We start from the raw sequence: 24,180 nt of genomic DNA on the forward strand, positions 1-24,180 counted from the left end.
CTACGTCGCGGCGTCCAGTTGCGCCGGCCACATCGGGCGGAAGATGTACCACTGGTCGGGCTCGGGTCGCATGAGCCCCTCGAGCGCGTGCACGATCGCCTGCGTCGCGCGTTCGAGGTCGCTCGCGGCTTGTTTCGTCCGCGCGACGAAGATCGGTGGCACGGCCACACCTTTGAATGAATTGTCGCGGCCACGCGTCACCGCCGCGACGATGATCGGCGCCCCGGATACGCGGGCGAGCGCGGCGGCGATGGTCGGGAACGCGGTGCGCACCCCGAAGAACGTCGCCTCGACGTTGTCGAGCTCATGGGCGCGCGGTCCGAGATCCATCATGAAACCGACCATCTCGTTCCGGCGCAGCGCGGCGAGCACGCGGCGCGTCGCACCCTCGGGTGGAAGGATGACGACGTTCTTGTGCTCGCGGTTCGTCACGAGGAAGTCCATGAGCCGCGTGTTCTCCAGCTCGTCAGCGACGACGGTGAGCGGGATCTCCTGTGCGATGCGCGCGCCACCGATCTCGAAGTTGCCGAAGTGGGCCGAGACGAAGATGATCCCGCGCCCGTGGTCGCGAGCTGCTTGCAGATGAGCCTGCGACGTCGGATCGATCTTCACGAGCTCGTGCAGCTCGGCGTGACCCATCGATGGGAACCGCATGATCTCGGTGAGGTACTTGCCGAAGTTGCGGAACGCGCGTCGGGATACCTGGGCCACCTCGCGGTCCCCGGCCGGTCGCCCCAGGACGACGGCGAAGTTGCTCTTGGTGATCTCGCGTCTGCGGCGCCAGAGGAGGTAGGCGAACTCGCCGCCGACCACGGCGCCCGAGTACACGAGTCGAGCCGGAAGGTGCTGCACCAGGGTGGCAGCGACGCGCCAGGACCAGTAGAGGCCATCGAAGGGAACGCGCAGCCGCACTAGGCCTTTCCCGACAGCGTCGTCTGGTCGGTGCCCTTGATGTACGACTCGACACCCTCGCGCGCCTTGTCGTCGTGGATCTGACGCGGCGGCGACTTCATGAAGTACGCCGACGGCGCCACGATCGTGCCGCCGAGGCCGCGGTCGAGCGCGAGCTTGCAGCAGCGGATCGCGTCGATCACGACGCCCGCGCTGTTCGGCGAGTCCCACACCTCGAGCTTGACCTCGACGTTGAGTGGCACGTCGCCGAAGGTCGTGCCTTCCATGCGGATGTAGCACCACTTCCGGTCGAGCAGCCATGGCACGTAGTCGGACGGACCAACGTGGACATCATCTGGGTCCAGAGGGTAGTCGAGCATGCTTGTCACCGCGTTCGTCTTGCTGATCTTTTTCGATTCGAGACGCTCGCGCTCGAGCATGTTCAGGAAGTCGGTGTTCCCGCCGAAGTTCAGCTGGTACGTTCGATCGAGACGCACCCCGCGGTCCATGAAGAGTCGAGTGAGCACGCGGTGCGTGATGGTCGCGCCGACCTGCGACTTGATGTCGTCGCCGATGATCGGTAGCCCCTTGGCTGCGAAGCGTTTCTGCCAGTACGGCTCGCGGGCGATGAAGACCGGGATGCAGTTGATGTACGCGCAGCCCGCCTCGAGGACCTGCTCCACGTACCACTTCGTGGCCTCCTCGCTGCCGACGGGAAGGTAGGAGACGACCACGTCAGTCTTCGTGTCCCGCAGGATCTTCACGATGTCCGCCGTCTCGCCGGGCGCCTTGATGACCACTTTCGCCAGGTACTTGCCGATGCCGTCGTGCGTCATGCCCCGGCTGACCTTCACACCCGTCTTGGGGACGTCCGCGAACCGATACGTGTTGTTCGGCTTCGCGTAGATCGCATCGGCGAGGTCTTTGCCGACCTTGTTCTTGTCGACGTCGAATGCGGCGACGAACTCGACGTCTCGGATGTGATAGCCGGCGAGTTCGACGTGCATGATCCCGGGGATCGGGTCTCCGGACTTGGCGTTGCGGTAGTAGTGGACGCCCTGCACGAGCGAGCTCGCGCAGTTGCCGACTCCGATGATCGCGACGCGGATCTTGCGACCACCGGTGCGGCCGCCGGTCGTTCGTTTCTTTGCAGGCATCTGTTATTTCAACCTTTCTTTTCATCGAGCACTGTCGCCATATGGGCGATGCGCTGGATGACGGTGACGGTCGCGAGGAACGCGGCGACCAGAACGGCCGCTGCGAAGAGCTGAGGGTTGCCGGTGGCGGCCCAGGCCGCCACGCCGAAGAGATAGATCGCGATACGCGCCTCACGCGGCGCGAGGCCTACGCTCGCCCGTACGCCGAGCGACTCGGCCTTGGCGCGGATGTAGCTCACCACGAAGGACGCGACGAGCAGCAGGAGGCCGCCCCAGAACAGGATGTCCGCCGTGCCGAGCGACACGAAGAAGGGATCTAACGGTTCGAACATCGAGGCCCCAAGCTGGACCGCAGCGATCGCGAGCGCCGCGTCGGAGAGACGGTCGAGCGTCGAGTCAAGGAACGCGCCGAAGGGGGTGCCACCGCCGGCCGCGCGCGCGATCTGACCGTCGAGCGTGTCGCTGAGCGTCCCGACGAGCAAGACCCCGAGCGCGGGCCAGGGCTGGCCGGTCGACAGCAGCGCGGCGCCAGCGACCGTGATGAGGAAGCCCAGCACCGTGACCGCGTTGGCGCTGACCCCGAGCGCATGCAACCAGCGCGCGACGGGCGCGATGCCGCCACGCGTCGTCTTCGCGAGACGATCCGGGACGATGCTCACGACACTCGGTTCATGAGCGCGCGGAAGCTGCGCTCCTGCATTTGCGTGAAGTGCTGTCGATCGAAGGAGCAGCGCACCTCCCGACCAACGCGCTCGGTCCGCACGATGCCGGCTCGCGTGAGGCGCCGGAGGTGCCACGACATGAGCGGCGCGCTGATCCGCAGACGGCGTACGAGCTCGGAGACCGGGAACTCACCTTCGGTCGCAAGGATCTGCACGACCCGCAGGCGCGTGACATCACCGAGCGCGCGATGGAATGCCTTGAGCTCGCGAAGGTACGACTGACTGAGCATCGCTCCCCTTCATGGACGCCACGATGACCGCCCGCTACGCATCTTAAACAAAAGTTGAAGTGTCGCCTAGGGGGCATGCTCCGCGCGCGCGGAGGGCTCTGTCGTGAGGAACCCCTGGGCGAATGCCGCTCCAAGCGGCCATCCTGCGAGGCGCATGAGCACGAGGAACCACGACAGGACGATCGTGCCGCGTACGTGCCCGGCCACGCTGTCGAAGCGCGGGTCGTTGAGCGCACCGACGCCGCCGACGGTCCCAGCCACGAGCGCGATGATGATGGGAAAGGTCATGTAGGTACCGAGGAAGGCGATGGAGCGGTAGTCGGCTCCGGCCCGCGCAGCGTGCGCTCCGCCGGCCAGCGGCCCGGCGAGGATGAGGGGCAGTGAGAGCAGAGCGGTGCCCAGCTCAGTGTCGCCGAGCACCTGGGCCAGGAAGGGCGCCGGCCAGTCCGCCAACGAGCAGCCCGAGCGCGAGCGGCGTGAAAAGGAACGCGTCAGTGGTGCCGTCAGTGGGAGTGCGTCCGGTGAATGCCACCCCGAGGAACCGGTTGATCACGAGCGCCGCGTGAGCGGCGAGGCCGAGCAGCGCGAGCCTGACGAGCTCGCGGCGCGCTCCGAGCCCAACAGCGGCGACGATGACCGCGGCGGCCACGCCCACCACGAGGGACTCGCCGCTGGGATCGAACCGCACGTTCACGAGACGGAGGAGACGGCCGATGATCGAGACGGCGACATTCGTCAGCGCGCCGGCACCGATCGCGTACAGCAGCGTCACTTGCGAGCGGTGCTGAAGATCTCCGCGAGCTCTTTGTTGGTCGTCTCCGAGCCTCCCTGACGGAACGCGTCGGCGACGCACGTCTCCGGGTGCCGCTCGAGCACGAGCGCGTCGACACGTTCCAGTGCCTTCTCGATCGCCATCGTCTGCTTGAGGACGTCGACGCGGTACTTGTCCTCTTCGACGATTCGCTCCACCGCCTTGTGGTGGCCGGTGCTCGAGCGAAGTCTCGCGCTGACGTCCTTGCGGCTCTCTTCATTCACGGCCGCATCGTACCCCCGGGTGGAGGGGGTCCGGTGTCAGAATCCGCTGATGGCCTCCGCGCAACCGCTCGCCGCGCGCATGCGGCCGCGCGACCTCGGCGAGTTCGTCGGACAGCCGCACCTTGTGGGCGACGGCCGCATGCTGCGCCGCGCTATCGATGCCGGGCAGATCCCTTCGATGATCCTGTGGGGCCCGCCCGGCACCGGAAAGACGACGCTCGCCGCGATCGCCGCGCAAAAGGCCAAGGCCCGATTCGTGGCGATCTCCGCTGTGTCCAGCGGCGTCGTTGAGTTGCGCAAGATCATCGAGGAATCGCGCAAGCTACGACAGCTGACCAACCAGGGCACCGTGCTGTTCATCGACGAGATCCATCGGTTCAACAAGGCGCAGCAGGATGTCGTTCTGCCGTACGTCGAGAATGGTGACGTCACCTTCCTTGGTGCCACGACCGAGAACCCGTCGTTCGAGGTCAATTCCGCGCTCCTGTCGCGCTCGCGCGTCTACGTCCTGCAGCCGCTCTCCGAAGAGGACGTGCGGACCATCGTTCGGCGCGCGATGCAGGACGAGCGCGGACTTGCTGGAAAGGTAGTGCTGACGCCGGATGCGGAGAACGCCCTTATCGCGGTCTCGAACGGCGACGCGCGGGTGGCGCTGAATGCGCTCGAGCTCGCGTTCGACGCGATCAAACCTGGCCCGGACGGAAAGCGCGCGATCGATCTGGCCGACGTCCGCGAGGCGATGCAGCGGCGCAGTCTGCTCTACGACCGCGCCGGCGACATGCACTACGACACCATCAGCGCGTTCATCAAGAGCGTGCGCGGCTCGGATCCCGACGCTGCGCTCTACTGGCTCATGCGGATGATCGACGCAGGTGAGGATCCGATGTTCATCGCTCGCCGGATCGTGATCCTCGCCGGCGAGGACATCGGGCTAGCTGATCCGCAGGCGCTGGTCATCGCGTCGGCGGCTCAGCAGGCGACGCATCTCATCGGGTTCCCCGAAGGATGGTTCCCGTTGGCGGAGGCGACGGTCTACCTCGCGCTCGCGCCGAAGTCGGATTCGCTGAAGCGCGGGCTCGGGGAGCTGCAGAAGGACCTCGCCGAGACCCGCGCCGATCCCGTGCCGCTGCACCTGCGCAACGCGCCTACGCCACTCATGTCGAAGCTGGGGTACGGGAAGGACTACAAGTACGCGCACGACTACGAGGACCACGTCGCACCGGACACGAGCTATCTGCCCGAGTCACTCGAAGGCCGTCGCTACTACGTGCCGACCGAGCTCGGAGCCGAGGCCAAGCTCAAGGCGCGGCTCGAGGACCTCCGCCGAAGCGTGCGAGGAAGAGACCCAGCTCGAACAGCAGGTACATCGGGACCGCGACCAGGAGCTGATTGAAAGGATCGGGGGTCGGCGTGATGATCGCGCCGATGATCAGGACGATCACGATGACGTAGCGACGCTGCTTCGCTAGCCACGCGCGGTTGAGGACATGAACGCGCACGAGCGCGTAGATGAGCACCGGCACCTCGAAGACGATGCCCATCCCGAGGATGAACGTGGTCACGAAGGAGAGGTACTCAGACGCGCGCAGCTGGTTCTCGATCACCGGGCTGCCGAAATTCACGAGGAACTTCAGCGAGCTCGGCAAGAGGCCGTAGTAACAGAAGAGCATTCCCGCGACGAATAGCAGGAGCACGAACGGACCGGCCGTGAGGGCGAAGCGCCGCTCGTTGGGGTGCAGCGCCGGGTCGATGTACGCGTAGATCTCGAACAGGATCACGGGCATCGCGAGCGCGATGCCGCTGAACAGCGCGACCCGCATGTACGTCGTGAAGTTCTCCGTCGGGCTCAGGGCAATGAGATGATCGACCCCCGCCGGGACCAGCAGGATCCTGATGATGTCGGTCGCGAAGAGGAACGAGATCGCCGTCGTCGCCACGACCGCGATGGACGCGACCATCAGGCGGTCGCGGAACTCTTTCAGATGCTGGACGAGGGACAGCTCCTTGTCGCGTTCGGACATCCGCGTCACGCTAGCGTAGGTACACTTGACCTGTTCGCCCCCGTAGCTCAGTGGATAGAGCGGCGGCCTCCGAAGCCGTAGACAGGCGTTCGATCCGCCTCGGGGGTACAGAAATCGCCCGCGGCACGCCTTCTGCACCCACTGGTTCTGATATTTCTGCGGAGGTGTTCACATGGGCCTAATTGCATTCCTTCTGATCGGGCTCGTCGCGGGCTTCATCGCTCGCGCGCTCGTGCCCGGTCCGGACCCAATGGGCTGGCTCGGGACGATGGTCCTGGGCATCGTCGGGTCTCTCGTCGGTGGAACGCTGGCAGCGCTGCTGTTCGGCGGGACCCTCGAGGTCTCAGCTGCCGGTCTCATCGGTTCGATCATCGGCTCGATCATCGTGCTGTTGATCTGGCGAGCGGTCGGCAGTCGCGCGACGACAACGGTCTAGACCTAGTGACCCGGCTGCGGCCCCGATGCGGGTCGCAGCTGGGTCACGGGCACCCAGTACTGGCCGAAGCGGTTCCTGACCAGCCACTCCTCACCCGTTGTCGAACCACGGACCAGCTCGCCCTCTTGCCACATGTCCGCGACGGGAGATCTGTAGAGCACCTGCGCGCCTTTCCGTAGCTCAAGAGTTGCCATCAACGTTTCGGTGCTCTCAACGCTTGGGAACGATAGCGGCTTCGGTTCCCGCCACCCGTCGCACGTATTCGCCGAACATCGGCTCGACGAATTCGTAGCGCCCGCGGCCGAGGCGTGTCACGAGTCCACGAGCCCGCAGCGATTCGAGCGCGCGTAGGACTTCGGGGCGCGGCACCGGGGGCGTCGTATCCGACCCGAACAGCACCGCGCCCTGCGCGACGCGCGTCGCGACCAGCTGAAGGTACTTCTGCTGTCCCAGCTCCGACCAGTGCAGCGCAAATGGCCGTTCTAGCTCGCGAAGTGCCTGTTCGTACGCGATCGCGAGAAGGTCCGCCGTGACGACGCGCTGCGCAGCGTCACGCATCAGGTAATAGAGCGCGGCGCAGACCTGCATCGTATCCTGCGGATGTCCTCCGGTGGCGTCGAGCAGGCGATCGACGCTCGTGTCGTCGATGGCGATCTTCTTCTCGGCGAACTTCTCGCGCAGGTATGTCAGCCAGTCGTCTGGCGCGATGCCAAAGCGATGCCCGCCGGCCTCGGCGAGATCGATCGGGACCGCGAACCGGTAGAACGCCCGGCCCTTCTCGCTGAAGAGCTGTTCGAGGATCCCTTCCTCCGAGCCGAGGAACGCGTAGGCGACGCCCTTCTGGGCCTGGAAATGCGTCCGCATGACATCGAACACGCGCGGGCCGAGCCGCCCGGCGGCCTGGAACTCATCGAACGCGACGACCACGCGCTTGCCGGTCCGCGTCGCGAGCGCTCGCGGCAGGTCGAGCGCTCCCTCGAAGAAGCGCTGTGCGTTCTTTTCGCGCGCGAGCTGCAACGCCAGCTCGATGTGCTCGTACCTCACCTTGACCGACGGGCGCATCCCCGCCGCGACCGCCTTGGCCTGCTCGAAGCTCCGCTCGACGCCCGAGACGTTCTCGAGCACCGCATCGATCAGCCGCTCGCCGAGGCCCCGGATATCCGTCGCTCCCAGGCAATCGACGTACGCGGTGAGCGCGCCTCGGCGCTTCAGTCGCCGAAGGACCTCGAGGATGATCGAGGTCTTGCCGATGCGCCGCGGCCCTGCCACGAGGACGTGATTGCCATCACCGAGGCGCTCGCCGAGACGACGGATGTATGTCTCGCGCCCGACGAGGTCGGATGCGGGCACCGGCCCGCCGACCGGGAAGTGGGGCGGGGGAGCGCTCACGCGCCCGAACGGTCCTGGCACCTACCGTGAATATACATCGGATGTATCAATAGGAAGCACGCGATGCGTCAACGCGACTGTGGGAGCATCGACGTGTGGGCTTCTTCCGCCGGCTCTTGCGTCAGCCGGACCCCGAGGAACGACGGCGGCTGGAACGCGCCGCTGCCGACATCGATCGCGAGCTCGCCGCGAATCTCGAGCTGACGTCGATGTTCGATCAGACCCACCAGGCGGTGGTGCTGGAGAACGGCGAATTCATCCGACACCGCGCGACGATCGAGGTCGGCCTGAAGACCGCGTACGGGATGCTGAATGATCTCTATGCCCGCGTCCCCGACGCCGAGTCGGCGATGGAACGGCGCGGTCCCGCGAACACCCTCCGTGACGACGATCGCATGCTCATCGAGACGTGGGAGGGCGATGCTCGCGCAGCCCAGCGTCGGCTTCGGGAAGCGCTTGCGGCGCCGCAAATGTCGCCACTGGCAGCGCTGCTGAAGCGTTTGCGTGGGGTGCTGCCGAGCAGGCGGTGAGCGCCCTGCTAATGGCACGAACCGTGCATTCGTTACAACTTGCGCATGGCAGTAACCGGCCGGTCCACCCTGGGACGCTCTTACCGCTCGTACCGCTTCCCACTGAGGAAGGGCGGGCGCCTGTCGCGCCGCCCGGGCGGCGGGCAGCGCCTGGGACCGCTCGCCGGCGGCATCGGCGCTTTCTTCCTGGCGATGCTCGCAATGGGGGGCGTCGCGGCGGCCGCGGTCTTCGGCTATTTCTCGGCTGATCTCCCGTCCGCTCAGGACCTCGTCAATGTCCCCGTCCCCCTCACAACGAAGATCTACGACCGCTCGGGAGAGCATCTTCTCTACACGCTCGAGGATGAGCGTCGCGAGCTGGTCAGCCTCGACGCCGTCCCGCAGAAGATGCAGGAAGCGACGATCGCCATCGAGGACAAGTCGTTCTGGACGAATCCCGGCGTCGACATCGGTGGGATCGTCCGCGCGCTGAACGCGAACGCGTCGAGCGGGACGATCTCTCAAGGTGGCTCGACGATCACGCAGCAGCTCATCAAGACGCGGCTGCTGAGCGACGAGCCGACCTTCACCCGCAAGATCAAAGAGGCGATCCTCGCGATCGAGGCCACGCGCACCTTCAGCAAGAAGCAGATCCTCGAGATGTACCTGAACCAGATCTATTACGGCAATCAGGCGTATGGGGTCGAGGCGGCGTCGAAGACCTACTTCGATCAGCCTGACCTCATGAAGCTCACGATCGGTCAGATGGCGATGCTCGCCGGACTCGCGCAGCGTCCGTCGGACTACGACCCGGTTCAGAACCCGGACGCCGCGAAGGCACGGCGCGGGCAGGTGCTCGACGCGATGGTCGATAGCAACTACATCACCCTCAGCGAGGCCGACGCGGCAAAGGCCGAGCCGATCGTCGTGAAGGCGGCGACGACATCGCTCTACGCGGCGCACTTCACATTCCGGGTCCGGGAGCAGATCATCCGCGAGCTGGGCGAGAAGGCCGCGTATCGCGGCGGCTATACCGTCTTCACGACGCTCGACTGGAACATGCAGCAGCTCGCCGAGAAGGAAGTCCGCGATCACGTCGACTCCCTCAAGGGCTTCAACGTGAACAACGCCGCGCTCATCACGATGGATCCGACGACCGGCGAGGTCCTCGCCTACGTCGGGAGCTACGACTACTACGGCAACACACCGAAGATGCAGGGTGACTACGACCACGCCGGCATCGCGTACCGGCAGCCCGGTTCGACGTTCAAGCTGTTCACGTATCTCACTGGCATGCTCAAAGCAGGCATGACCGCATCGACGCGGCTCTATGACATCGGGTGGCAGATGGGCGACGGCAGCGGGTCCGTGTACAAGCCCCAGGATGCGACGAAGGAGCAGCACGGCCCGACGACGATGCGTCAGGCGCTCCGCGAGTCGCTCAACCTACCCGCGCTCCAGGTCACGCGGACGGTCGGTGTCGATGCGATCATCGACACGGTCCATCAGCTCGGCATCGATCGCGACTGGGACCGCACGCAGCTCGGACTTTCGTTCGGCATCGGCGCCGGCGAGATGCGCCTCATCGACATGGCCAGCGCCTACCAGGTCGTCGCGAACATGGGCGTGCGCGTGGAGCCGACGATGATCTACAAGATCCTCGATCCAAGTGGCAAGGTCGTACGGGACTGGTCGAAGGCCGAGGGAAAGCAGGTCATCGATCCGCGACAGGCGTGGATCCTGGCCGACATCCTGAAGGACAACACCAACCCGCAGGGCTCGTTCGTCTTCGGGCCGTGGACGAACATCGGGCGCACCGCCGCGCTGAAGACCGGAACGACGGACAACCTCCAGGACGTCCTCGCCATCGGATGGGTGCCGCAGCGGCTCACGGCGATCTGGATGGGTAACTCGGACAACTCCGAGATGCGTGGGATCTCGTCCGCGCTCGGCCCGGGCATTCTTTGGCGCGACTACATGAAAACGGTCGTCGGCGGTCTGCCGGCCACCTGGTACGACAAGCCCGCGGGCATCGTCGACCGTGTCGTATGCGTGAACCCATCGCTTATGGGTGGCAACGGCTCCGGCGTTCTGCCAGGACCGAACTGTCCCGCCAGCTACCGCTTCACCGAGCATTACGTCGAGGGCACCGAGCCTAAGACGAACGACGCTGATTTCTACACCTCGTGCGGCATCCGCCTCGTCGCGCCGTTCGCCGATTGGCAGCCGTACTACAACTCGTGGGCCTCGGGCGCTGTCTCGGGTTCGTACAGCTACGGCCGCTTCAGCTGGACGATCTGTGGGTTCGCGGCGAAACCGTCGGCGAGTCCATCCGGTGGGCCGTCGAACCCGAACTTCACGCCGCCACCTGTCGGCCGCACGCCGATCCCGACACCGCAACCTAGACCCACCAAGCGGCCGTAGTCGACCTGCGCGCCGCGGGTCATCGTGTCGTCTCGCACATAGACTCAACTCATGGGAGCGGTGTCGAGCGCGGCCTTCTATGCGCCTGTTGAAGGTGAGCTCCAGGAACTCGAGCGCCGGCTTCTGGCTGTGGGTCGGGGCGGACATCCGACGTTCCAGGCCGCGGTCGAGCACGTCTTCCAGACACCGGGAAAGCTTCTCCGACCGACGCTGGTGTTCCTGTCGGCGCGCTTCGGGACGCGCGACGATCGTGAGACGGTGCTCAACCTCGCCGAGTCGCTCGAGCTCGTGCACACCGCGTCGCTTGTCCATGACGACATCGTCGATCGCGCCGATGTCCGCAGAAATATCCCGACCGTGAACGCGATGTGGGACGGCGATGTCGCGCTCATCGTCGGCGACTACCTTTTCGCGAAGGCGTACGCGCTCGCGGCCGTCCTGCCGAAGCCCGAGGTGATAGCGATCGTCGCGCAGACGGTGTTCGCGCTATGCGACGGCGAGCTGAACGAGGTCACGTCGCCTCCGACGATGCCGACCGAGGCGCAGTACCTCGAGCGCATCGAGCTCAAGACCGCGTCGCTGTACGCCGCGTGCTGCCAGGGTGCCGCGCTGCTGACCGAGGCGGATCCAGAGCATGTGGCGGCGCTCGGCGCGTTCGGCACGAATCTCGGGCTCGCCTTCCAGATGACCGACGACATCCTCGATCTCGTCGGTGACGAGGCTGAATTCGGCAAAGCCGTTGGGCGCGATCTCGAGGAGGGCATGGCGACGCTGCCGATGATCTATGCGGCTGCGGAGTCCGGTGGCGAGGACGGCGAGCTCGCGCGTCGCATTGTCGCGCCCGGCAAGTCACGCGGCGAAGTGGTCGAGCTCCTGCGGATCATCCGCGCCAGCAGCGGGCCTGAGCGCGCGCGTGCGCGTGCCCTCGCGTTCCACGACGCCGCGCTCCGCGCGCTCGACGGTCTGCCGGCGCGTGGCGAGCGTGAAGCGCTGCGAACGGTCGCCGACTTCGTCGTCAGCCGCGTGCGGTGAGTCCAGTACCGAAACCCGCGCTCGCGGAGATGCGCGACCGCCTATTCGAAGAGGTCGAGCGCGTGCTCGGCGCGGCAGAGGGTCTGGACGCGACGCAGCTGTCATGGACACCGAAGACGAAGGGAGCCAACAGCCTGCTCGTGCTCGCCGCGCACACCGTTGGAGCCGCCGAACGCCACGTGGTCCGCACCGTCGGCGGTGGTGAGGTGAGCGGGACGCGTGAGGAGGAGTTCGCGGCGCGAGGAGACCTTTCGCCGATCCGCGCGCACTGGGACACCGTGCGTCGGAAGATCGTCGAGACGATCGACAATTTGCCACCCGGACGCCTCGATGACGAGGTCCCGAAGCCGTCGCGCCTGCGCACGATTCACGGAGTGCTCGTGCACGCGGTGGCGCACGCCGCCGAGCACGCCGGACAAGCGGAATTGACGCGCGATCTCGTCAAGGAGCGCGGCTAGAGGTCGGAAGCGCCCGCGCCGCGGGTCCTGCCGCGGCTCGAGGTTCTCGCTCGCCGCGTCACCCACGGCCCTAGCCCCCGACCGCGCCGCCGCTAGCTCGCTGGCGGACTCCCGCGGTCGCGTCCGCCCCGCCGTCCGCGGCGGCGGCGCTTTCGCTTTGCTCCGCCGTCTTGGACTGGCGTAGGCCGCTCTTGTCGCAGGACTTCGTCGCCGCCGTACGACCCAACGCCGCGCGTGTGCGCGGTGACCGGATCGAACGTCACGCCGAGCTCCGTGGCGGTGTACTCCGCGCGGCCGCCGTCCATGAGTCCGACCACGATGGACTCCTTGACGACGTTGACGCCCTGTGTCGTCGCGCACCCCGACGTGCCGCACGAACCGCTGACACAGGTGGGAATGTGGAAGGTCTCGCCGAGCTTCGGGAGCTTGCCCTTCACCTCTTGATAGGTCTCGAGCTCGTAGATGAGGCAGCACTTGAGACGGCCGCACACGCCTGTGAGCTTCGACTGATTGAGCGGAAGGTCCTGCTCCTTCGCCATCCGGATCGAGATGTTGGAGAACTTGTCGAGCCAGCTCGAGCAGCAGAGCTCGCGGCCACACGTGCCGACACCTGTCATCACCTTCGTCTCGTCGCGTGCGCCGAGGCGACGCAGCTCGACGCGAGTTCCGAAGTGCGCCGCGAAGGCGTCACTCAGCTCCGCGAGGTCGCCGTCGGCGGGCCCGCGCCCCGACGGGTCGATCGAGTAGAAGATCGTCAGCGCCGATCCGTCGAACTGCCAGTCCGTCCCGAGGATCTTCATCGGGAGCGATCTCGCGCGGGCCATCTCGGCCGCGACGAGCGCCGCGTCGGCATCCATGCGCTCGCGCTTGTTGATCTCGAGCACGTCGCCGACCGTCGCTTTGCGCACAACGGTGCCGAGTGGCGGGTCGATCTGCACGAGGGGCGAGTCGGTCGGCAGGATCTGGACGCGGGCGGCGTCAACGCCGAGCTCGGTGCGCACGATGATCCAGTCGTTGACGCGGTAGTCGACCACCGGTCCGGGGTCGAAGAAGTACATGCGTCCGGCCTTCATGAATCGAGCGCCGACGACGGTACGCATCAGGCAGCCTCCGCGAAAGTCTCGTCGTACGGGAGTCGCAGCGCGAAGAGCTCGAGCAGCATGCGCGCGCTGACCGTCGTCTCGACGACGTCGCGGCGCCATCGCTCCATCCGCTGCGCGAGGTCCACGAGGTCGCGTGTCGTGACCTTCGCCGCGAGACGGCGGCTCTCGTCAGCGCGATCTGGCCGCATCGCGCGATCGGCCACGCCGGTCGCGGCGACGGCGGCATCTCGGACGAGCTCGCTCCAGTTCACAAGACGCGTTTCGATGAGCTCGCCGCGCTTCTGGGAATCGCGCTCGTCCGCGAGTGCCGCGGCCCATGCGAAGCGCTCGGTCAGCCTGCTTCCAACAAGACGGTAGAACTCGGCCTCGGACTGTGTGCGCGCCGCGCGCGCGCTCTCGTCCGTCGCGAGTGCGAAGGCGATGCCGGGCTTCCCGGCCGCCGGTGCGGCGAAGCGGGCCGCGTCCTGGCCGAACCGCGCGACCAACGCGCGTTCGATGTCCAGACGAGCGACCGAACGGAACGGCAGCGGCTGCAGGCGCGACCGGATCGTCTCGAGGAGCCGGGAAGGTGTCGGGGTGATCAGCAGAAGCACGGCGTGTGGCGGCGGCTCTTCGAGGGTCTTGAGGAGCGCGACCTCGGCGTGCTCGGACAGGTCGGCGGCGTCGTCGATGATCACGAAGCGTTTTCGCCCCTCGAGCGGACGCAGCGCCAGGTCCTGCTGCATCTCGCGGATCTGCTCGATCGTTATGTTCTTGCGGTCGTCGCGCTTCGCTTGATCCACGAGTCGTGTGACCTCGCGGACGTCCGGATGCAGACCGCGCTCGATCTTCCGGCAGGCGACGCAAACACCGCATCCGCCCGGCACCGCCGGCTGCGTCGCGCAGTTCAATGTTTGCGCCAACCGCAGTGCCAGCGTGTGCTTCCCGATCGACCGCGGACCGCTGAGCTCGTATCCATGGGCCACGTCGCCGCGGACCGCTCGCTCGCCAAGCCTGGCGAGCAGGCGACGCTGCCCGATCACATCTCGCACGGGACGCCAGGATTGTATGGGTTACGTCCGCGCGCGCCGCCCGTCGCGCACCTCCACCGCCGCCGCGTACGCGACCTCCGTCCGCCGCGCGACCGCCGGCCATGAGAATTCGCGAGATACGCGTTCTCGTCCCGCCGTTCCCATCTCGCGAGCTCGCTCGGGATCGCGGAGCAGCGCGAGGATCGCGTCGGCGATCGCGCGCGGCTCGTTCTTCAGATGCAGACCGTCGACTCCTTCGCGGACGACCTCGCGCAGCGGCGCGATGTCGCCCGCGATCACCGGGAGGCCGGCGCTCCAGGCCTCGAGGTAGCTCTGGCCGAACGTCTCGTGGTCCGATGGCATCGCGAAGATCGTTGCGCGCGCGAACGCCTCTGCCTTCTCGCCCTCGGTCGCGATCCCGCGATCGATCCAGCGCGCGTCATGAAGGCCTCGGTCCAGGAACGCGTTCCACGCCGCCTGTCCGATCGTGACGAAGCGCGCGTCCGGTCGCTCCGCCCATACAAGCGGCGCCGCCGCGCGCAGCGCGTGATAACCCTTGTAGCGCTCGCGTCGCCCAACGAAGAGGATCGTCGCATCTTCGCGCCTCGTCTCGGGCAGTGCGTGCAGGTTCGGCCCGACGCCTGTGACGTGCACCTGGCCGACACCGCGCTCGCGGTACCAGCCGGCTTCCCACTCCGTCAGCGCGATGACGGCGTCATCACGGCGGTAACGCGCTATGTCGCCGCGGCCGGCGCCGGAGAACGGCTGCCCAGGGTGGACGAGCGGCGTCTCAACGAACGCGGCGCCGACGGCCCGTGCCGCGCGCTCGAGGGGCCCCGCCCACTCGCGCGCGATCGAATGCACCAAGTCCGCTCCGGCCACGACGCGACGCAGATCCTCCGCATCGACCAGCGCGGTGGGGAACAGTCCGTCGATGGCCGCTCCAACGCGACCGCCGCGCGCCGGGAGGAACACGAAGTGCGCTCCATTCGAGTGGATCGTCACCGGTCCGGGCGGCGCCGCGAGCGTTTCGCGCGGCACGCCGGGTCGCGTCCAGGCCGGCCGCAGACCGACGAGGGTCACGTCGTGGCCGAGCGCTCGCAGCTCGCGATCAAGGGAACGCGCGAGGGCCTCGGATCCACCGATCGTCGAGAGGAGCTTCTTCGCGATGACGATGCGCACGCGTGGAAGGCTAGGCGAGCGCCTCGTCTGCCGGCAGATGAGCACCGACGGCGCGGCGATGCGCGTCTTCGACACGGTCCATGACGCGATCCCAATCCCACCGCTCGTGCAGCTTCGCGTTGCCTGCGCGGCCCATCGCAGCGCGCAGCGCCGGATCATCGAGCAGACGCGTCACCGCGCTCGCGATGTCGGCGACCTTCTGCGCGACGAGCAGACCGTCGACGCCGTCCGCGATCACCTCGCGGAGCGGCGGGATGTCGCCACCGATGACCGGTTTCTCGTGCAGCCACGCCTCGAGATAGCCGATGCCGAACGTCTCGTGGACCGATGGCATCGCGTACAGGTCGCACGCGTCGAGCGCGGCCGACTTCTCCGCCGCGCCGGCGCGCTCGATCTCGATGATCCGGTCATCGGTATAGCGCGCGAACTCGTCGACCATCGCGCCGTAAAAGCCGGGCACGCCGATGAAGACGAACCGCGCTTCGTTGTGGCGCTGCCACACGAGCTCCGCAGCGTCGAGCAGGTGGATGTATCCCTTGTAGCGCTCGCGTCGCCCGATGTAGAGGATCACGGGCGCGTCCGCTGGGATCCGATGACGCGCGCGGAATCCGACGCCATCGTGAGAACGCAGCGCGTTCGCGCCCGTGCCCGTCGTGATCACGCGATACGGATCGACACCCAGCCCACCGAACCAGGCGCGCTCCCATTCGGTCATCGTCGTGATGACCGATGCACGCCGATAGCGCAGGAAGTCAGCGGGCGTGTCGCCGCCATGGAACTGGCCGGGATGCGCCAGCGGGGTCAGGACGATCGGAAGGTCGAGCTCGTCCGCGACATTGAGCGAGCTGTCAAGGTACTCGCGGCTGACGTTGTGGACGAGGTCGCGATCCTCGGCGTAGCGCTCGAGCTCCTCGATGCGCATGAGGTCCACGAGTGTGGACGCGTCGGCGACGTGCCCGAGGAAGCCACCGCGCGGTTTCACCTGGATGACATCGACACCGCGGTCCTCGAAGCGAGGCCGGTCGTCGAACGCTTGACCGCAGACAACGCGAACGTCGTGACCGCGCGCGGCAAGACGCGTGGCCCACTGGTAGGTGAGGCTTTCCGATCCACCCATCGGTGCGTACGTGCGTTTCGTGAAGAGGACCTTCATGCGAAGACGCTCCCGTGCAAAGTCGCTGCCGCCCCGCCGGTCAGGATGCGGCCGCGGTCTCGTCCATACCGATGAACTTCGCCCATGCGCGCTCGCCCGCACGAACATACGACGAGTACAGGTAGGTCGGCGTGGCCGGTGGCCGCTTCGGCTGGCGGAGGAGCGTCATATGCGACTCCGACAGCGTGCGCCCGCCCTTGCGGTGGTTGCAGCCGCGGCACGCGGCAACGACGTTGTCCCAGGTGTGCTGCCCGCCACGATGACGCGGCATCACGTGATCCAGCGTGAGGTCGTTCCCTCGCTTGCCGCAGTACTGGCAGGTGTGGTCGTCGCGCTGGAGGATCTCCTTGCGCGTGAGCTTCACGACCGGACGCGGCCGCTTGATGTGATAGACGAGGCGGATCACCGAGGGCGATTGGAAGCTGAGGCGCTCGCTCGTCACGATGTGACCGTTCTGCTCGATGACCGTGGCCTTCTGTTTCGAGAGCAGGACGACGGCACGCCGCACGTTGCACACGTTCAGCGGCTGAAAGTCGAGGTTGAGCACCAGTACGTTCGCGTCGACGACCGCCATGTTCCGATTCTACGGGCAGGGCGTTACGATTGCGTACACATGGCCTCTCCGCAGAACACCAACGGCGCGAACGGTTCCACCGGTACCTGGACGCTGAAAAGCGGGCTCGCTCGGATGCTGAAGGGCGGCGTGATCATGGATGTGGTCACTGCCGATCAGGCGCGGATCGCGGAAGACGCCGGTGCCGTCGCGGTCATGGCCCTGGAACGCGTGCCGGCCGACATCCGCGCAGCGGGCGGTGTCGCACGGATGAGCGACCCGCAGAAGATCATCGAGATCATGGGCGCCGTGACCATTCCGGTCATGGCGAAGTGTCGCATCGGACACTTCGCCGAGGCGCAGGTGCTCCAGGCGCTCGGCGTCGACTACATCGACGAGAGCGAGGTCCTCACGCCCGCGGACGTCCAATTCCACGTTCAGAAGCACGACTTCAAGGTGCCGTTCGTGTGCGGCGCGCGAGACCTTGGTGAGGCGCTTCGTCGCATCCACGAGGGCGCTGCGATGATCCGCAGCAAAGGCGAGGCCGGCACCGGCAACATCGTCGAGGCCGTCACGCACCTGCGCGCGATCACCTCCGCGATCCGCGCGCTCGCCGAGCTCAAGGACACGGGGCTGGACGCGAAGGCCGAGGAATACCGCGTCCCGGTCGAACTGGTGCGCGACGTCGCGACGAATCAGCGTCTTCCGGTCGTCCTCTTCTGTGCCGGCGGTATCTCCACGCCTGCCGACGCCGCGCTGACAATGCAACTCGGGGCGGAAGGAAACTTCGTCGGCTCGGGGATCTACAAGTCGGGAGAGCCCGCGCGCTTCGCGAAGGCGATCGTCGAGGCGACGACCCACTTCACCGACGCGAAGCTCATCGCCGATGTCTCGCGCGGTCTCGGCGAGCCGATGCGCGGCATCACCCTCGAGACCATCCCCGCCGGCGAACGCCTTGCCGTCCGCGGCTGGTAACGCCTTCGGCGTTCTGACTTCGCTCGTCTCCGTGCGTGAGCAAGCTCCCGCACTCCGCCTCGCTAGTCAGTAAGGGCTCCGCCCTCGCCGTGGCTCGCGTCGGCGTCCTCGGCCTCCAGGGCGACTTCAGCGAGCACCTCAGCACCTTGCGAGGCATCGGCGCCGAGGGCGTCGACGTGCGCAGGCCGGAACAGCTCGACGACATCGAGGCCCTCATCATCCCCGGCGGCGAGAGCACGACGATCGGCAAGCTCGCCGATAAGTACGGGATCATCCCGAAACTTCGCGAGCGCGCGAAGGACGGCATGCCTGTCTGGGGCACCTGCGCCGGCGCGATCTTCCTCGCGAAGGATGTGCCGGGTCATCCGCATCCGCTCGCGGAGCTCATGGACATCACGGTCGAGCGCAACGCGTTCGGTCGGCAGATCGACTCGTTCGAAGCGGATCTCGACGTGAAGGGCATGTCGGGCGGTCCGTTCCACGCCGTCTTCATCCGTGCGCCGAAGATCACGCGCATCGGTTCAGGCGTCGAGGTGCTCGCCCGGCTTGAAGACGGCACCGTGGTCGCGGCACGCGACGGCAATGTGCTCGCGACGTCTTTCCACCCTGAGCTCACGCACGATGAGCGCTTCCACCGTCTCTTCCTGTCGCTCGGGAAGCGCTGAAGCCGGGTGCCCGCGCGCGCGGCAACGCCATTCGACATGCGTCGTATCTCGGCGCTGCTGGAGTCCGCGCTGCGGACTCGCGAGGGTATCGTCGCGTCGGCGCTGCCGGTACCGCTCGCTGGCGGCGCGGTCGGTGGGTGGCGCGGTCTGATGGGTGGACTGTTCGGTCTGGGCGGGCGCCTCCGCATCTACCTGGAGGAATACCGTGGCCAGTTGCGGAGCACCGCGCTCGTATACGACGGTCAGCGACCGGAATGGGTCGTTCTCGTGCTAGCGGCGCTCCCGGAGCCCGGCGGAACCGATAGCGCGTTCCGCCTCCTGTCGGGGATCAGCGCTTCGGCCGCGCGCTCGGGGATGCAGCGTCTCTTCGCGGCCGTGCCCGACGAAGCGCGTCCGCGCGAGACGTTCTTCCAGGCCGGCTTTTACTCGTACACACGCGAAACCTGGTACGCGGCCGCGCGCGCGGCGCTGCTGGCGCCCTCGCAGCGCATGCGCGCCCGACCGGCGACGTCCGTCGACGCCCACGACCTGTTCCGCTTCTACGCCATGACGACGCCGCACGCCGTGCAGCGCGCCGAGCAGCTCTCGATGCGTGACTTCGACGTCGGCCGGCGCGGCGGCGCGTACGACCCGCCGCATCTCATCGGAGGCAATCCGCTGGCGATGAGCCTTCGCATGGCGCTCATCGACCACGAGCAATCGAAGCCGTACGCCGTCGCGCTCGCGTTCGCCGGAATGGAGCGCCATCCCAACGTGCTCAAGGTGCGCACCGACGCGGGCGACGTCGACATGGCGCGCGATCTCGTTCGCGCCGCGGTGCGGACGCTGCCACCGGGCAGGCCGGTCACATCACCGGTGCGTTCGTACGAGGAGCACGTGGCGCGCGCGCTCTTATCCGAGGGCTTCCGCGACGCGGCGACGGCGATGCTCTTCGTGAAAGAGCTCGCCGTCCGCGTCGAAGAGCCGGCGCTTGCGCCGGCGGTGGTGCGCTAGTACCGAGCTAGGTGATCACAGGCGCCCGCGGCAAGTTGAATTCCATCCGCTCGCCGGTGGGAAGGATCCGAAGGATGATCGGAATGTCGGCGGGACGTGGCGTCAGGCTGTCGCCGTCGGCACGACGCATCGGTCGCATGTGTTCGGCGTCGTAGCTCGCTTCTTTCGGAGCGCCTCGCACAGTTGCAGGACCCCATCGCGATCGCTCACGTCCAGCGTTACAGGCGCCCGCTCCCCACCTGCCTCACCGGCCGGATGCCAAGGCGGCATCGATATGCTCTTTAGTGAATGCAGCAGAGCGACGAGCTCGAGGCGCTGCTCCGGGGACTTGCACCCGACCTGGCGCAGCGCGTGCGCGCGCTGGACGGACTCGAGGGTCTCCTCGAGATCGTGATGGATCTCGGTCGTCCCCCTGAAGCGCGCTTCGTGGGCCGCGAAGAAATGTTGTCGCAGCGCGAGGTGTCCGCCGAGGATCTCGCGTATGTCATCTCGCACATCGGGCAGTTCGGCGGCGACAACCGCGCCGGTATCGAGCGGACCCTGCACCGCATCAGCGCGCTGCGGAACCGCGCCGGGAAGGTCGTCGGCCTGACGCTCCGAGTTGGCCGCGCCGTCTACGGCACCGTCGAGATCATCCGCGACATCGTTGAGTCAGGACGCAGCATCCTTCTTCTCGGCCGGCCCGGCGTCGGCAAGACGACGATGCTCCGCGAGGTCGCGCGCGTCCTCGCTGACGACCTGGCGAAGCGCGTCGTCATCGTCGATACGTCGAACGAGATCGCCGGCGACGGCGACATCCCGCACCCGGGCATCGGCCGCGCGAGGCGCATGCAGGTACCGACACCGTCGCTGCAGCACGCGGTCATGATCGAAGCGGTCGAGAACCACATGCCCGAGGTCGTCGTCATCGACGAGATCGGGACGGAGCAGGAAGCCGCAGCGGCGCGCACGATCGCCGAGCGCGGCGTGCAGCTCATCGCGACAGCGCACGGCAACACGCTCGAGAACCTGATGCTCAACCCGACGCTCACGGACCTCGTCGGTGGGATCCAAACAGTCACGTTGTCGGACGAGGAAGCGCGGCGCCGCGGAACGCAGAAATCCGTGCTCGAGCGAAAGGCACCGCCAACGTTCCAGGTGCTCGTCGAGATCCAGGCCTATCAGCGCGTCGCCATCTACAACGACGTGTCGCAGACCGTCGACGCGATCCTCCTCGGGATGCCGGTCGCGCCGGAGATTCGCGAGCGCACCGAGGGTGGCGAGATCGCGCGCAGGACGCAGGCACCCACGCGCGCTCCGGCGGACGCGGTCGAGCGTCGCAGCACGCCGCGCTTGCCACTGGACGACGGGATGCGCGAGACGATCAAGGTGTATCCCTTCGGCCTGTCGTGGACGCGCGTCGAGGACGCGGCGCGCGGCCTCGGGATGCCGGTCGCCATCGTTCGCGAACCCGAGGATGCCGACGTGGTCTTGACCCTGAAGAACTACTACCGCCGCAAGACGCCGCGTCTCCGTAATGCCGAGTCCGCCGGCATCCCGATCTACATCGCGCGCAGTAACTCGTCGAGCCAGATCGCGAGCGCCCTCGCGAGCGTCATCGACCTGCGCCGCGGTCCGGAGGACCAGGCGCTCGAGGAGGCTCGCGAGGCGATCGAGGCGGTCGCGGGCGGGCAGAGCGACGAGATAGAGCTCTCGCCACAGAACGCCTATGTGCGGCGGCTGCAGCACGAGCTCGCGGAGCGCGCGAGCCTCTCGTCGCGATCGACCGGCCATGAACCCGTGCGCCGCGTGCAGATCTATCGGTGAAGCGCGGCCTCTTTCTCTCCTTCGAAGGTGGCGAGGGTTCTGGGAAATCGCTGCAGGCGGGCCGCCTTGCGGAGGCACTGACCGAACGAGGCCGCGACGTCGTTCTCACGCGCGAGCCCGGCGGGACCGCGGCCGGTGAGCGCATCCGCGACATCCTCCTGCACGCCCGCGAGATCCCGCTCAGCCCGGAGGCGCAGGCGCTCCTGTTCAGCAGCGCGCGTGCGCAGCTCGTGCGCGAGGTCATCCGCCCGGCCCTCGACGCGGGGAAGATCGTCATCGCCGACCGGTTCTTCGACTCGACCGTCGTGTATCAGGGCTACGGCCAGGGAGTCTCGCTGCAGGCGATCCGCGAGGTGACGGCGGTCGCGGTCGGTACGCTGGTGCCGGACCGCACTTTTCTCCTCGACGTGCCGGTCGAGGTCGGGCTCGCGCGCTCCGGCTGGCGCGCGGAGGCGCGGTGGGACCGGTTCGAGGCCGACGCGACCGAGCTCCACCTCCGCGTCCGCGACGCGTATCTCCGCCTCGCCGCAGCCGAGCCGCGACGCTTCGTCGTCATTGCGGCCGATCGCGATGAGGCCGCCGTGGCTGGCGACATCCGGCGCGAGGTGGACGCGCTGCTCGGCGCTCCGGCGTAGCTGGAGGGCGAGGGTATAGTCCCGCCGGGATGAAGCTCGTGGTCGCGATCGTTCACCCTGAGGACGCCGGTGCGCTCGTCGATGCCCTGACCGACAAGGAGTACCGGGTAACGCGCCTTCATTCGCAGGGCGGTTTCCTCAAGACGAGCAACGCGTCGATCCTCGTCGGCGTCGAGGAGGCGCAGGTCGAGGACGTCATCGCGACGATCCGGGAGACCTGCCACGCCCGGTCGCAGCACATCAGCCCGATGCCGCCGATCATGGAGCCGGGCGAGTTCTACATGCCTTACCCCGTGGAGGTCACCTTCGGGGGAGCGACCGTCTTCGTCCTCGACGTGGCCCGCTACGAACGCCTCTAGTCGCGCAGGTCGGTCGCGATGGTCAATGCCGACCGACGCGATAGTCAATCGAGGTTGGTCATTGTTGGGGATGTGAGCTAGGCCGGGCCGCATGCAGGCTGCCGCACGATGCCCGAAGCGTTCGTTCTGGTGCTGGTTCGTGGTCGGCGGCGCGCTGTCGAGGTCGTTCGACCGGTCCTGGTCTAGGCCGCTAGCACGGGACGGCGTTACAGCTCGCGCGATTTCTCCAGTCGGACGGCGGCCTCGGCGCGGTTCGACGCGCCGAGCTTGGCGCGCGCATTCGCGAGATGACGCGCGACGGTGTGCGGGCTGAGGTACAGGCGTTCCGCGATCTGGCGATTCGTGAGGCCGTCCGCCGCCAGCGACAACACCTCGACCTCGCGTTCGCTCAGGGTCATGGTCGGCCCTGCGTGCGAAGACAGTTTCGCGGCGGAGCGGCCCACGTCGTCGTTGCGCTTCGCGAGCCGCGCGAGGATGTCCCGCGCTTGCATCGTGCCGACGAGCCCGAGGACGTCGACGGCCGCAGTGCGCGCGGCGCTCGCCACGTTTGGGTCGTCCAGGTGGCGCATGACGACCTCCGTCGTGACCGCGGGCCTGCCCGCCGTGAGCGCGAGCTCGAGGATCGATCGGCCGCGCTCGCCGGTGACCGTCATCGCTAGCGCCGCATCCGCCGCGACATCTGGCGGAGTGAGGATCGGCTGCCGCCATGCGGTGATGTCGAGGAGCCGATGGAGGCGGCCCGCCGTCGAGCCCTGCGGCTCGATCGCGAGCATCCACACCAAGGCACTGATCTGCAGCCACACGTTGCCTGCGCGCCGAGCAAGGTGCTCGGCTTCGCGGAAGGCGTCGTAGTTCCGCTCGGCGTAGCCCGAGAGGAACACGGGCAGGCCTCGGAGACCGGGCGTGCCGCGTCGCGCCTTTGCGAGAAGTCCCGCAAGCTCGGTATCTCGACTGCGCCGTCCCGCGCGAAGCTCACTGGCCACGATCCATGAGATGCCTTGCAGCTCGGCGCGGGGCGCCGCCAGCCGCACCGCGATGCGCTCTGCGACGTGTGCCGCCCACCCGAGTGAGTCGTCATCTCGCAGCGCGAGGAACGGCATGAGATAGAAGAGCATCTCCCAGACGCCCAGTGGCGACGGCCCCGTCGGGCGGCACGCATGCGCAGGAAACGCGAGCTCGAACTCATGCTTTTCGCCCATGCCGAGCCGAACCAGCTTCGCTAGATCGTGTGCGACGACGCGTAGCGGCTCCCCCTCGTCGCCCAGGCGCTGCGATTCGTGCGCGAGCGCGTGCGCAACCTCGAGCCGTCCGCCCTGCGCCTCGCCGATGGCCAATTCAAGCGTGTCGTGCAACCGCCGGTAGCGGAGGTGCCTACCGATCGGGATGTCGTCCCGCTTGAAAAGTAGATCTGGGTAGTAGTTCGCGATGCGCTGCGCCCAGTG

General features: G+C 67.3%; 29 protein-coding genes and 1 tRNA gene. 13 read left to right on the forward strand and 17 right to left on the reverse strand.

The window, feature by feature from the left end; all coding sequences use genetic code 11:
* The 7 genes from VI056_11295 to VI056_11325 form a co-directional block, all read right to left on the reverse strand.
* Entirely contained in the window at nt 1-912 is a 912-nt protein-coding gene (locus tag VI056_11295; GenBank protein HEY6203615.1) for a lysophospholipid acyltransferase family protein, read from the reverse strand.
* Nucleotides 912-2,048 carry an inositol-3-phosphate synthase gene (locus tag VI056_11300; GenBank protein HEY6203616.1) on the reverse strand — a complete coding sequence of 379 codons (1,137 nt, stop codon included), beginning with the start codon at nt 2,046-2,048 and terminating at the stop codon, nt 912-914. The genes VI056_11295 and VI056_11300 overlap by 1 nt, the downstream gene beginning before the upstream one ends.
* 8 nt (nt 2,049-2,056) lie before the next feature.
* Nucleotides 2,057-2,707, reverse strand: a complete 651-nt coding sequence (locus VI056_11305; protein HEY6203617.1) for a CDP-alcohol phosphatidyltransferase family protein — start codon at nt 2,705-2,707, stop codon at nt 2,057-2,059.
* Nucleotides 2,704-3,000: a metalloregulator ArsR/SmtB family transcription factor gene (locus VI056_11310; GenBank protein ID HEY6203618.1), complete on the reverse strand. Its 297-nt coding sequence runs from the start codon at nt 2,998-3,000 to the stop codon at nt 2,704-2,706. Before VI056_11310 ends, VI056_11305 begins: the two co-directional genes overlap by 4 nt.
* Nucleotides 3,001-3,066: 66 nt before the next feature.
* A complete protein-coding gene (locus VI056_11315; GenBank protein HEY6203619.1) occupies nt 3,067-3,420 on the reverse strand; it encodes a hypothetical protein in 354 nt (117 codons plus the stop codon).
* Nucleotides 3,404-3,772, reverse strand: a complete 369-nt coding sequence (locus tag VI056_11320; protein ID HEY6203620.1) for a hypothetical protein — start codon at nt 3,770-3,772, stop codon at nt 3,404-3,406. Before VI056_11320 ends, VI056_11315 begins: the two co-directional genes overlap by 17 nt.
* Nucleotides 3,769-4,035, reverse strand: a complete 267-nt coding sequence (locus VI056_11325) for a metal-sensing transcriptional repressor (GenBank protein HEY6203621.1) — start codon at nt 4,033-4,035, stop codon at nt 3,769-3,771. Before VI056_11325 ends, VI056_11320 begins: the two co-directional genes overlap by 4 nt.
* A 49-nt stretch (nt 4,036-4,084) precedes the next feature.
* On the opposite strand from VI056_11325, the gene VI056_11330 reads away from it, so the two are divergent.
* Nucleotides 4,085-5,428, forward strand: a complete 1,344-nt coding sequence (locus VI056_11330; protein HEY6203622.1) for a replication-associated recombination protein A — start codon at nt 4,085-4,087, stop codon at nt 5,426-5,428.
* Here the strand turns inward: VI056_11330 and tatC are convergent.
* Complete coding sequence (gene tatC / locus VI056_11335; protein HEY6203623.1) at nt 5,334-6,056, reverse strand: twin-arginine translocase subunit TatC; 723 nt, start codon at nt 6,054-6,056, stop codon at nt 5,334-5,336. The two genes, VI056_11330 and tatC, sit on opposite strands and share 95 nt — an antisense overlap.
* A 36-nt stretch (nt 6,057-6,092) precedes the next feature.
* On the opposite strand from tatC, the gene VI056_11340 reads away from it, so the two are divergent.
* Both VI056_11340 and VI056_11345 read left to right on the forward strand, forming a co-directional pair.
* Nucleotides 6,093-6,164, forward strand: a tRNA-Arg gene (locus VI056_11340).
* 64 nt (nt 6,165-6,228) lie between these two features.
* Entirely contained in the window at nt 6,229-6,492 is a 264-nt protein-coding gene (locus VI056_11345; protein HEY6203624.1) for a GlsB/YeaQ/YmgE family stress response membrane protein, read from the forward strand.
* A 2-nt stretch (nt 6,493-6,494) separates the two neighbouring features.
* Here VI056_11345 and VI056_11350 read toward each other — a convergent pair whose 3' ends face one another.
* Nucleotides 6,495-6,686: a hypothetical protein gene (locus VI056_11350; protein ID HEY6203625.1), complete on the reverse strand. Its 192-nt coding sequence runs from the start codon at nt 6,684-6,686 to the stop codon at nt 6,495-6,497.
* 16 nt (nt 6,687-6,702) lie between these two features.
* The gene (locus tag VI056_11355; GenBank protein ID HEY6203626.1) at nt 6,703-7,881 is read right to left on the reverse strand and encodes an ATP-binding protein; all 1,179 of its coding nucleotides are present in this window, start codon (nt 7,879-7,881) and stop codon (nt 6,703-6,705) included.
* A gap of 95 nt (nt 7,882-7,976) precedes the next feature.
* Between VI056_11355 and VI056_11360 the strand changes: the two genes are divergently transcribed.
* Genes VI056_11360 through VI056_11375 form a run of 4 tightly spaced genes read left to right on the forward strand, consistent with a single transcriptional unit; the run spans nt 7,977 to nt 12,304 of the window.
* Nucleotides 7,977-8,411, forward strand: a complete 435-nt coding sequence (locus VI056_11360; GenBank protein HEY6203627.1) for a hypothetical protein — start codon at nt 7,977-7,979, stop codon at nt 8,409-8,411.
* Nucleotides 8,412-8,456: 45 nt separating this feature from the next.
* The gene (locus VI056_11365) at nt 8,457-10,814 is read left to right on the forward strand and encodes a transglycosylase domain-containing protein (protein ID HEY6203628.1); all 2,358 of its coding nucleotides are present in this window, start codon (nt 8,457-8,459) and stop codon (nt 10,812-10,814) included.
* 51 nt (nt 10,815-10,865) lie between these two features.
* Nucleotides 10,866-11,846 carry a polyprenyl synthetase family protein gene (locus VI056_11370; GenBank protein HEY6203629.1) on the forward strand — a complete coding sequence of 327 codons (981 nt, stop codon included), beginning with the start codon at nt 10,866-10,868 and terminating at the stop codon, nt 11,844-11,846.
* Entirely contained in the window at nt 11,843-12,304 is a 462-nt protein-coding gene (locus VI056_11375; protein HEY6203630.1) for a DinB family protein, read from the forward strand. The genes VI056_11370 and VI056_11375 overlap by 4 nt, the downstream gene beginning before the upstream one ends.
* Before the next feature lie 92 nt (nt 12,305-12,396).
* Here VI056_11375 and ricT read toward each other — a convergent pair whose 3' ends face one another.
* From ricT to VI056_11400, 5 genes are read right to left on the reverse strand one after another with little or no spacing between them, the layout of a single operon-like run.
* Nucleotides 12,397-13,404, reverse strand: coding sequence for a regulatory iron-sulfur-containing complex subunit RicT (gene ricT, locus VI056_11380; GenBank protein ID HEY6203631.1), 1,008 nt, complete (start codon nt 13,402-13,404; stop codon nt 12,397-12,399).
* The gene (locus tag VI056_11385) at nt 13,404-14,438 is read right to left on the reverse strand and encodes a DNA polymerase III subunit (GenBank protein ID HEY6203632.1); all 1,035 of its coding nucleotides are present in this window, start codon (nt 14,436-14,438) and stop codon (nt 13,404-13,406) included. Before VI056_11385 ends, ricT begins: the two co-directional genes overlap by 1 nt.
* 21 nt (nt 14,439-14,459) lie before the next feature.
* Nucleotides 14,460-15,599 carry a glycosyltransferase family 4 protein gene (locus VI056_11390; protein ID HEY6203633.1) on the reverse strand — a complete coding sequence of 380 codons (1,140 nt, stop codon included), beginning with the start codon at nt 15,597-15,599 and terminating at the stop codon, nt 14,460-14,462.
* Nucleotides 15,600-15,609: 10 nt separating this feature from the next.
* Entirely contained in the window at nt 15,610-16,752 is a 1,143-nt protein-coding gene (locus VI056_11395) for a glycosyltransferase family 4 protein (GenBank protein ID HEY6203634.1), read from the reverse strand.
* A gap of 40 nt (nt 16,753-16,792) precedes the next feature.
* A complete protein-coding gene (locus tag VI056_11400) occupies nt 16,793-17,326 on the reverse strand; it encodes an HNH endonuclease (protein ID HEY6203635.1) in 534 nt (177 codons plus the stop codon).
* Between the two features lie 39 nt (nt 17,327-17,365).
* Between VI056_11400 and pdxS the strand changes: the two genes are divergently transcribed.
* The 3 genes from pdxS to VI056_11415 are packed head-to-tail and all read left to right on the forward strand — an operon-like array spanning nt 17,366 to nt 19,938.
* Nucleotides 17,366-18,280: a pyridoxal 5'-phosphate synthase lyase subunit PdxS gene (gene pdxS, locus VI056_11405; protein ID HEY6203636.1), complete on the forward strand. Its 915-nt coding sequence runs from the start codon at nt 17,366-17,368 to the stop codon at nt 18,278-18,280.
* Nucleotides 18,281-18,315: 35 nt separating this feature from the next.
* Nucleotides 18,316-18,945 carry a pyridoxal 5'-phosphate synthase glutaminase subunit PdxT gene (gene pdxT / locus VI056_11410; GenBank protein ID HEY6203637.1) on the forward strand — a complete coding sequence of 210 codons (630 nt, stop codon included), beginning with the start codon at nt 18,316-18,318 and terminating at the stop codon, nt 18,943-18,945.
* Between the two features lie 36 nt (nt 18,946-18,981).
* On the forward strand, nt 18,982-19,938 hold the full coding sequence (locus VI056_11415; protein HEY6203638.1) for a hypothetical protein: 957 nt from the start codon (nt 18,982-18,984) through the stop codon (nt 19,936-19,938).
* A gap of 7 nt (nt 19,939-19,945) precedes the next feature.
* Here VI056_11415 and VI056_11420 read toward each other — a convergent pair whose 3' ends face one another.
* Complete coding sequence (locus tag VI056_11420; protein ID HEY6203639.1) at nt 19,946-20,119, reverse strand: hypothetical protein; 174 nt, start codon at nt 20,117-20,119, stop codon at nt 19,946-19,948.
* Between the two features lie 107 nt (nt 20,120-20,226).
* On the opposite strand from VI056_11420, the gene VI056_11425 reads away from it, so the two are divergent.
* From VI056_11425 to VI056_11435, 3 genes are read left to right on the forward strand one after another with little or no spacing between them, the layout of a single operon-like run.
* Nucleotides 20,227-21,744 (forward strand): R3H domain-containing nucleic acid-binding protein, encoded by a 1,518-nt coding sequence (locus tag VI056_11425; GenBank protein ID HEY6203640.1) that lies wholly within the window; start codon nt 20,227-20,229, stop codon nt 21,742-21,744.
* Nucleotides 21,741-22,379: a dTMP kinase gene (tmk, locus tag VI056_11430; protein HEY6203641.1), complete on the forward strand. Its 639-nt coding sequence runs from the start codon at nt 21,741-21,743 to the stop codon at nt 22,377-22,379. Before VI056_11425 ends, tmk begins: the two co-directional genes overlap by 4 nt.
* 29 nt (nt 22,380-22,408) lie before the next feature.
* Nucleotides 22,409-22,738 carry a cyclic-di-AMP receptor gene (locus VI056_11435; GenBank protein HEY6203642.1) on the forward strand — a complete coding sequence of 110 codons (330 nt, stop codon included), beginning with the start codon at nt 22,409-22,411 and terminating at the stop codon, nt 22,736-22,738.
* Nucleotides 22,739-22,944: 206 nt separating this feature from the next.
* Here the strand turns inward: VI056_11435 and VI056_11440 are convergent, their stop codons facing one another.
* Nucleotides 22,945-23,937, reverse strand: coding sequence for a LuxR C-terminal-related transcriptional regulator (locus VI056_11440; GenBank protein HEY6203643.1), 993 nt, complete (start codon nt 23,935-23,937; stop codon nt 22,945-22,947).
* Nucleotides 23,938-24,180 lie beyond the last annotated feature (243 nt).

The organism is Candidatus Limnocylindria bacterium (assembly GCA_036523395.1).
Classification (GTDB): domain Bacteria; phylum Chloroflexota; class Limnocylindria; order P2-11E; family P2-11E; genus CF-39.